The following is a 7,488-nucleotide window of genomic DNA, read 5'->3' as shown; positions in this document are numbered from 1 at the left end:
CGACGGGACGGTCCGGTCCGAGGCCCACGTCTTCGACACCCCGCAGCCCGAACCGGCTGTCCCCCGCCCGGCCTCCGGTGGAGGGAGTTCCGGCCTGAGCGGGGAGCGGCCGGGCCCGGTCCGTGAACGGCCCGCGGACGCTTCGTCAGCCGGTGACCATGGTCTTGCCGGGGAGCGTGCTCCAGCCGCTCCACCCGCTCTTCCCCGGCTGGTACGAGGCGTGGTTGAAGACGCCGTTCTGGCCGGTGGCGAAGAGGTCCAGGGTGCCGGCCGCCGCGTTGAACGTCGCGGTCGGGAAGCGGCCGGTGGTGAACCGCCAGTCCCCGACGTTGGTCCACTCGCTCCACGGCTTGCCGTCGGGCTGCCACTCGGCGCGGGCGAGGACACCGTCGCCGTCGACCGCGAACAGCGCGAAGCCGCCGGTGGCGGGGTCGAAGACGGCGGTCGGCGAGCCCGCGAACTGACGGCTGCGGACCTCGGACCAGCCGCTCCACTTCGTCATGCTCGGGGTGTAGTAGGAGTGCGCGACGACACCGCTGGTCCGGGTGGCGAAGACCTCCGCGACCTTGGTGACCGGGTTGTAGGCGGACGTGGGGCTGCCGGTGAACCTCACGTTGTCGTCCTGGGCGTACCAGGGGTTCCAGTCCTGGCCCGGCAGCCAGTAGCTCTGCTTCAGCACGCCGTCGGTGTTGACCGCGAACAGCTCGATGGCACCGGTGGCGGGGTTGTACAGGGCGCTCGGGCTGCCCGTGAACTCCTTGTTGGCCTTGATGTCGTACCAGCCGCTCCACCCCGTCATGCCGACGGTGTAGTAGGAGTGCGCGACGGCCCCGTCGGTCTGGGTGGCGAAGACCTCCGCGGTCTTCGTCGCCGGGTTGTAGACGGCGGTGGGGCTGCCGGTGAACCTCTTGTCGGTGGGCTGGTAGTACCACTCGATCCAGCCCTTGCCGTCCGGCAGCCAGTAGGTCTGGCTGAGCACGCCGTCGGTGCCGATGGCGAACAGCTCGATGGCACCGGTGGCGGGGTTGAACACGGCCGTGGGGACGCTCGCGAACTGCCAGTCGCCGCCGACCCGCGTCCAGTCGCTCCAGGTCGTGCCGTCCGCGCTGGAGGAGGACACCACGTGGCGGTCGCTGTCGACGGCGAAGACCGTGGTGGTCTTCCGGACCGGGTCGTAGACCGAGCTGCGGGCGGCCGGGTTGGCGGTGACGGTGTCCCACCAGCCGTCGCGGACCTGGTTGATCCACGCGCCGAGGTCGTCGACCCGGGTGCTGTACGCGCCGGTACGGGTCTCGCCGGCGGGCACGCCCAGGCAGCCGCCCTGCCAGGAACGGGAGGCGACGGCGACCAGCTCGGCCTTGCCGTTGACCTCGCGGACGGCGGGGGCACCGGTGTCGCCCTTGCAGACCGCCGCGCCGCCCGTCCCCGTGATGCCGACGCCGGTCGCGCTCACCGTGTCGAGGCTGAACGCGCCGGAGTGGAGCCGGTTCGGGAGCCACTCGGTCTTGGTGCGCCCGTACCCGGGCACCCGCAGGGTCTGGCCGGCGGTCGGGGCGGTGGTGGCGACCGCGATCGGGGCGACGCCGGTGACGGGGACGGCCAGGCGGGCCAGGACCAGGTCGCGGTCCTGACGCGGCGCCAGCTCCACCACGTCCGTCACGACACCGGCGCCCGTGGCCAGGTCGGTGCGCCCGACGGTGGCGGTGGTCTTCCACTTCGGCGCACCGGCGGCCAGTGCCTGCGGCTGCGCCGGGTCGTCGGAGAAGCACGAGGCGGCCGTGGCCACCCAGTAGCGGTCCACCAGGGCGCCGGTGCAGACGCGCACGTTGTCGCCGATCGCCAGGCGGACGGTGTAGGCGTAGGAGCCGTCGACGGGCGTGTCGCCGACCACGGCGCCGGCCGGGACGATGCTGCACAGCGTGCCGGCGGCAGCGGCAGCGGCGAGTACGCCGGCCCGCCGGGAGCGGACCTGGGACTTGCGGGGCATGAGGGATCTCCAGGGAGCGTTCGGGGAGGACGGCACCCCGCGCGTGCGCGGGGTGCCGATGGCGTTCGACCGGCGGCCATGGCCTGCCGCGGCGGGTCTGCCGTGGATCAGGGCGCGGAGGGGCCGCCGTGGAAGCGGATCCAGAGCGGGCCGCCCTGGCCCTGCGGGTCGACGGACCAGAGGGTGTTGTTGACGTCCCGCAGGTAGGTGATCAGGTGCTTGGTGGCCGGGTCGACGACGGTCTGCGGGACGGCGTCGGCGGCCATCGCGGTACCCGACGGGGTGAGGCCGAGATCGGTCCACTTCCCGGTGGCGAAGTCGAGCGCGTTCAGCCGGTTGTTCGGCCCGTTGACGTACACCACGGTCCGGTTGCCGGCCTTGTCGGCGATCGCGACCGGGTCGGTGGCGGCCATCACGCCCCAGTCCCGCCAGCCCGGGCCGAACGGGTCGACGGACCACAGGTGGTTGGCGGCGTCGCGGACGAAGGTGGTGAAGTGCCCGGTGGCCGGGTCGACCACGGTCGAGGGGACCGCGTCGGGGGCCAGGGCCGGCGGGACGAACTCGACCCGGCCGGCGCCCCGGCGGTCGATGGAGTTCAGCCGGTTGTTCGGCCCGTTGACGTACACCACGATGTGGCCGTCGTTCGGGTTGATCACCGGCACCGGGTCGGTGGCGGCCAGCCCGCCGAAGTCGTACCAGCCCTCGCCCTGCGGGTCGACGGACCACAGGTGGTGGGCGGTGTCGCGGACGAAGGTGACCAGGTGGCCGGTGGCCGGGTCGACGACCGTGCGCGGCACGGCGTCGGGGGCCAGCACCGTCCCGGCGGGGGTGGGGACGAACTCGGTCCACTTGCCGGTGGTGCGGTCGTAGGACCAGAGCTTGTTGTCCGGCCCGTTGACGTACACGATCACGTGGTTGTCGGCCGGGTTGGCGATCGCGGTCGGGCGGGCGGCCGCGTAGCCGCCCAGGTCGGTCCAGCCCTCGTTCTGCGGGTCGACCGACCACAGGTGGTTCTTGCTGTCCTGGACGAAGGTCAGCGGGTGCCCGGTGGCCGGGTCGACGACGGTGAACGGCGAGCCGGTGACCTTCGTCCCCGACGGGGTCGAGTGGCGGACGTTGGTGATCCACACGCCGAGGTCGTCGACCCGGGTCGCGTACGCGCCGGTGCGGGTCTCGGCGGCCGGGGTGCCCAGGCAGCCGCCCTGCCAGGAGCGGGAGGCGACGGCCACCAGCTCGGCCTTGCCGTTCGTCTCACGGATGGCGGGGGCGCCGGTGTCGCCCTTGCAGACCGCCGCACCGCCCGTCCCCGTGATGCCGACGCCCGTCGCGCTCACCGTGTCGAGCGAGAACGCGCCGGTGTGCGGCTTGGCCGGCACCCACTCGTCCTTCGTCCGGCCGAAACCGGGAACACGCAGCGACTGCCCGGCCGTCGGCGCCGAGGTGCCCACCTCCAGCGGCGTCACACCGTCGACCGGCACGGCCAGACGGGCCATCACCAGGTCGCGGTCGGCGCGCGGCACCAGCTCGACCACCTGGGCCGACTTGGCACCGACGGTGGCGGTGGTGTTCCACTTCGGCTTGCCGGCCGCCAGCGCCTGCGGCTGCGCCGGGTCGTCGGCGAAGCAGGAGGCGGCGGTGAGCACCCAGTACTGGTCGATCAGCGCGCCGGTGCAGCCGCGCAGGCTGTCGCCGATGACGATCCGCGCGGTGGTGGCGGAGGTGGTGTCGGCCGCGGCGCCGCCGGAGACGGCGCCGGCCGGGGCGAAGGTGGTCAGCGCGCCGGCGGCAGCGGCAGCGACGGCTGCCAGCACACCCGCCCGCCGCGGGCGGAGCTGGGACTTGCGGGACATGGGGACTCCCCTTCGGGTCGGTGGGTGGGAGCCCGCGGGGGCGGTCGGTCTCGCGCCGACGGCCCCCGCGGGGCACGGGTACGGGCCCCGGGTCAGCCGGTGGTGGCGGCGATGCCCTGGATGGCGCTGCTGGCGACCTCGTAGAAGGTGGTCCAGCTGCCGTCGGCCTTCTTGTCGGCGGTCCAGATCTTGGCGTCGGTGCCGATCGCGAACAGGCGGATGGTGTCGCCGATGGTGGTGGCGGCGACCTGCTTGACACCGAGGACGTCGGGCACCTTCTCGAAGGTGGTCCAGGGGCCGTTGCCGGTGCTGTCGGTGGTCCAGATCTGGCTGTCGGCGCCGACCGCGAACACCCGCACGGTGTTGCCGATCGTGGTGGCGGCGATGTGCTGGATGCCGCTGCTGGGGATCGCCTCGAACGTGCTCCACGTACCGGCGGTGTAGTCGCCGGTGCTGGTCCAGATCCGGCCGTCGCCACCGATCGCGAACAGGCGCACGGTGTTGCCGACGACGGTGGCGGTCACCTGCTTGATCGCGCTGCTGGGCAGCGGCGAGAACGCGCTCCAGGTGCCCGCGGCGTAGTCGCCGTCCGCACCGTAGATGCGCTCGTCGCCGCCGATGGCGAACAGGCGCACCTTGTCGCCCATGGCGACGGCGGTCACCTGCCGGATGCCGCTGTTGCCCGGCACGACCTCGAACGGCGACCAGGCGCCGGAGGCGTCCCTGGTGGTGGTCCGGATCCGCTGGTCGCTGCCGATGCCGAACAGGCGCACCTTGTCGCCCATCGTGACGGCGCTGACCTGCCGGACGCCGCCGCTGTTCGGCACGGCCTCGAAGGTGCCCCACACGTTCGTGGTGTACGCGCCCTCGTTGGCCCAGATCTGGCTGTCGCCGCCGATCGCGAACAGCCGGCTGGCCGGACGGGAGACCCGCACCTGGTTCACCCAGCCGGCGAGGTCGTCGACCCGGGAGCTGAACGCGCCGGTACGGGTCTCGGTGGCCGGGGTGCCCAGGCAGCCGCCCTGCCAGGAGCGGGAGGCCACGGCCACCAGCTCGGCCTTGCCGTTGACCTCACGGATCGCCGGGGCACCGGTGTCACCCTTGCAGATCGCGGCGCCGCCGGTGCCGGTGATGCCGATCGCGGTCGCGCTCACGGTGTCGAGGGTGAACGCGCCGGTGTGGAGCTTGGACGGCACCCACTCGTCCTTGGTCCGGCCGAAACCGGCGACGCGCAGGCTCTGCCCGGCGGTCGGGGCGGCGGTGGCGACCGCGAGCGGGGCGATGCCGTCCACGGGCGTGGCGAGACGGGCCATGACGAGGTCACGGTCGGCGCGCGGCACCAGCTCGGCCACCTCGGCCGACTTGGCGCCGAGCGTGACGGTGGTCTTCCACTTCGGCTTGCCGGCCGCCAGGGCCTGCGGCTGCGCCGGGTCGTCGGAGAAGCAGGAGGCGGCGGTGAGCACCCAGCTGCGGTCGACCAGCGCGCCGGTGCAGGCGCGCAGGTTGTCGCCGATCGTCAGACGGGCGGTGGAGGTGTAGGTGTTGTCGGCAGCCTCGGGGCCGACCACGGCACCCGCCGGAGAGACGGCGCTCAGCGTGCCGGCGGCGGCGGCCGCGACCAGCACACCCGCCCGACGGGAACGGAACTGGGACTTACGGGACATCAGGAATTCCCCCCTGAGGAGTGACGAGAAGGTGGCGCCCCGCCGGACGGGCGACCGGACGGCGGCCGGTCCGGCGGGACGCGGTGCGGTGCGGGTCGGGGTCAGCCGGTGGTGGCGGCGGTGATCGCCCTGACGCCGGTGGCGCCGCCGGGGACCTCGCCCCACGGGGTCCACCGGCCGGCGTTGTAGTCGGCGTCGCGGTTGTAGACCTTGTCGTCCTCGTTGATGGCGACGACGTGGATGACGTTGCCCTCGGCGCTGCTGGTGATCGCCTTCAGGTGGTTGTCGCTGATCTTGGTCCAGACGGGGTCCCAGCGGCCGAGGTCGAAGTTGCCGTTGGTGCTGAAGAGCGAGCCGTCGGAGCCGATGATCTGCAGGTCGACGATGTTGCCGCGGGCGGCAGCGGTGATGCCCTTGACGTCGGCCGCACCGCCCGGGACCTCGGCCCACGGGGTCCAGCTGCCGTCGGGCCGGTTGTCGCGGGTGTAGACCTTGCCGTCCTCGTTGATGACGAAGACGTGGCCGACGCCGTCGGCGGTGGTCGCGCTGGTGATCGCCTTCAGGTTGTTGACGCTGACCAGCTCCCAGGAGCCGACCCACCGGCCGGCGGTGTAGTCGCCCCGGGTGCTGTACAGGGAGCCGTCGACGCCGATGATCTGCAGGCCGACGGTGTTGCCGCGGGCGGACGCGGTGATGCCCTTGACCCCGACCGCACCGCCCGGGACCTCGGCCCACGGGGTCCAGTAGCCACCGACCTTGCCGTCACGCGTGTAGACCTTGCCGTCCGAACCGACGACGAAGACGTGCACGGTGTCGCCGATCGCCACCGAGTCCACGGCGGAGAGGGCACCGCTCGGGACGGGCGACCACTTGCCGAGCCAGCTGCCGGCCTTGTAGTCGGCCACGGTGTCCCACAGCTTGGTGTCCGACCCGATGACCTGCACGTGCAGGCCGGCCGTCACCTCCGTCGTACGGAACCGCACCTCCTGCACCCAGCCGCCGATGTCGTCGACGCGGGAGCTGAACGCGCCGGTCCGGGTCTCGGTGGCCGGGGTGCCCAGGCAGCCGCCCTGCCACGAGCGGGAGGCCACGGCGACCAGCTCGGCCTTGCCGTTGACCTCGCGGATGGCGGGGGCGCCGGTGTCGCCCTTGCAGATCGCGGCGCCGCCGGTGCCGGTGGTACCGATGCCCGTCGCGCTCACGGTGTCGAGGGTGAACGTGCCGGCGTGGAGCTTGTTCGGCACCCACTCGTCCTTGGTCCGGCCGAAACCGGGAACGCGCAGGCTCTGCCCGGCCGTCGGGGCAGCGGTCGCCAGCGGCAGCGGGGCTATGCCGTCCACGGGCGTGGCGAGACGGGCCATGACGAGGTCACGGTCCTGACGCGGCACCAGCTCGGCCACCTCGGCCGACTGGCCGCCGACCGTCACGGTCGTCTTCCACTTCGGCGCACCGGCGGCCAGGGCCTGCGGCTGCGCCGGGTCGTCGGAGAAGCAGGAGGCCGCGGTGAGCACCCAGTAGCGGTCCACCAGCGCGCCGGTGCAGGCCCGCAGGTTGTCGCCGACCACCAGACGGGTGGTGGCGGTGTAGGTGTCGTTGGCGGCCGCGTCGCCGACCACGGCGCCCGCCGGAGAGACGGTGCTCAGCGTGCCGGCGGCGGCGGCCGCGACCAGCACACCCGCCCGCAGGTTGCGGGTCGAGGAGTTGCGAGGCATAGGGGGATTCCCGGAGGTGAGAGGTGGGAGGTGGATGCGGGCGGTGGCCGTCAGCCGGTGACGGTCAGCTCGAGGAGGCTGGTCGCGTTGCCGTTGCTGCCCTTGCCGACCGACTTGAAGCCGTCCTTGGGGACCTCGAGGGTCTGCTGGGTGGTGCCGTCGGTGAGGCCGGCCCGGACGGCGCGGCCGCCGGAGGTCTGGATGGCGAAGACCTGGGGCAGCTCGAGGGTGAGCGACCCGGTGGTGCCGGAGACGGTGAAGCAGATCTGGTTGTC

At 73.0% G+C, this 7,488-nt stretch carries 5 protein-coding genes; all 5 read right to left on the bottom strand.

The annotated features are described in order from the left end of the window. Nucleotides 1-145: 145 nt before the first annotated feature. The gene (locus tag ACWDCZ_RS37845) at nucleotides 146-1,987 is read right to left on the bottom strand and encodes a trypsin-like serine protease (RefSeq protein WP_449818304.1); all 1,842 of its coding nucleotides are present in this window, start codon (nucleotides 1,985-1,987) and stop codon (nucleotides 146-148) included. A 107-nt stretch (nucleotides 1,988-2,094) separates the two neighbouring features. Beyond that, on the bottom strand, nucleotides 2,095-3,837 hold the full coding sequence (locus ACWDCZ_RS37840) for a trypsin-like serine protease (protein WP_449818303.1): 1,743 nt from the start codon (nucleotides 3,835-3,837) through the stop codon (nucleotides 2,095-2,097). Between the two features lie 92 nt (nucleotides 3,838-3,929). Next, nucleotides 3,930-5,501, bottom strand: coding sequence for a trypsin-like serine protease (locus ACWDCZ_RS37835; RefSeq protein ID WP_449818302.1), 1,572 nt, complete (start codon nucleotides 5,499-5,501; stop codon nucleotides 3,930-3,932). Between the two features lie 101 nt (nucleotides 5,502-5,602). Further along, entirely contained in the window at nucleotides 5,603-7,213 is a 1,611-nt protein-coding gene (locus tag ACWDCZ_RS37830; RefSeq protein WP_449818301.1) for a trypsin-like serine protease, read from the bottom strand. 50 nt (nucleotides 7,214-7,263) lie between these two features. Further along, nucleotides 7,264-7,488: hypothetical protein (locus ACWDCZ_RS37825; protein WP_449818300.1), on the bottom strand; the 225-nt coding region annotated here is incomplete at its 5' end.

Source organism: Kitasatospora sp. NPDC001225 (assembly GCF_053597855.1).
The sequence above is the reverse complement of the archived record's forward strand: the minus strand, read 5'-3'. Positions and strand labels throughout refer to the sequence as shown.

Bases quoted from the DNA above. Each gene is read 5' to 3' on its own strand.
- ACWDCZ_RS37830 (WP_449818301.1), bottom strand. From the start codon at position 7,213: ATGCCTCGCAACTCCTCGACCCGCAACCTGCGGGCGGGTGTGCTGGTC.
- ACWDCZ_RS37835 (WP_449818302.1), bottom strand. From the start codon at position 5,501: ATGTCCCGTAAGTCCCAGTTCCGTTCCCGTCGGGCGGGTGTGCTGGTC.
- ACWDCZ_RS37840 (WP_449818303.1), bottom strand. From the start codon at position 3,837: ATGTCCCGCAAGTCCCAGCTCCGCCCGCGGCGGGCGGGTGTGCTGGCA.
- ACWDCZ_RS37845 (WP_449818304.1), bottom strand. From the start codon at position 1,987: ATGCCCCGCAAGTCCCAGGTCCGCTCCCGGCGGGCCGGCGTACTCGCC.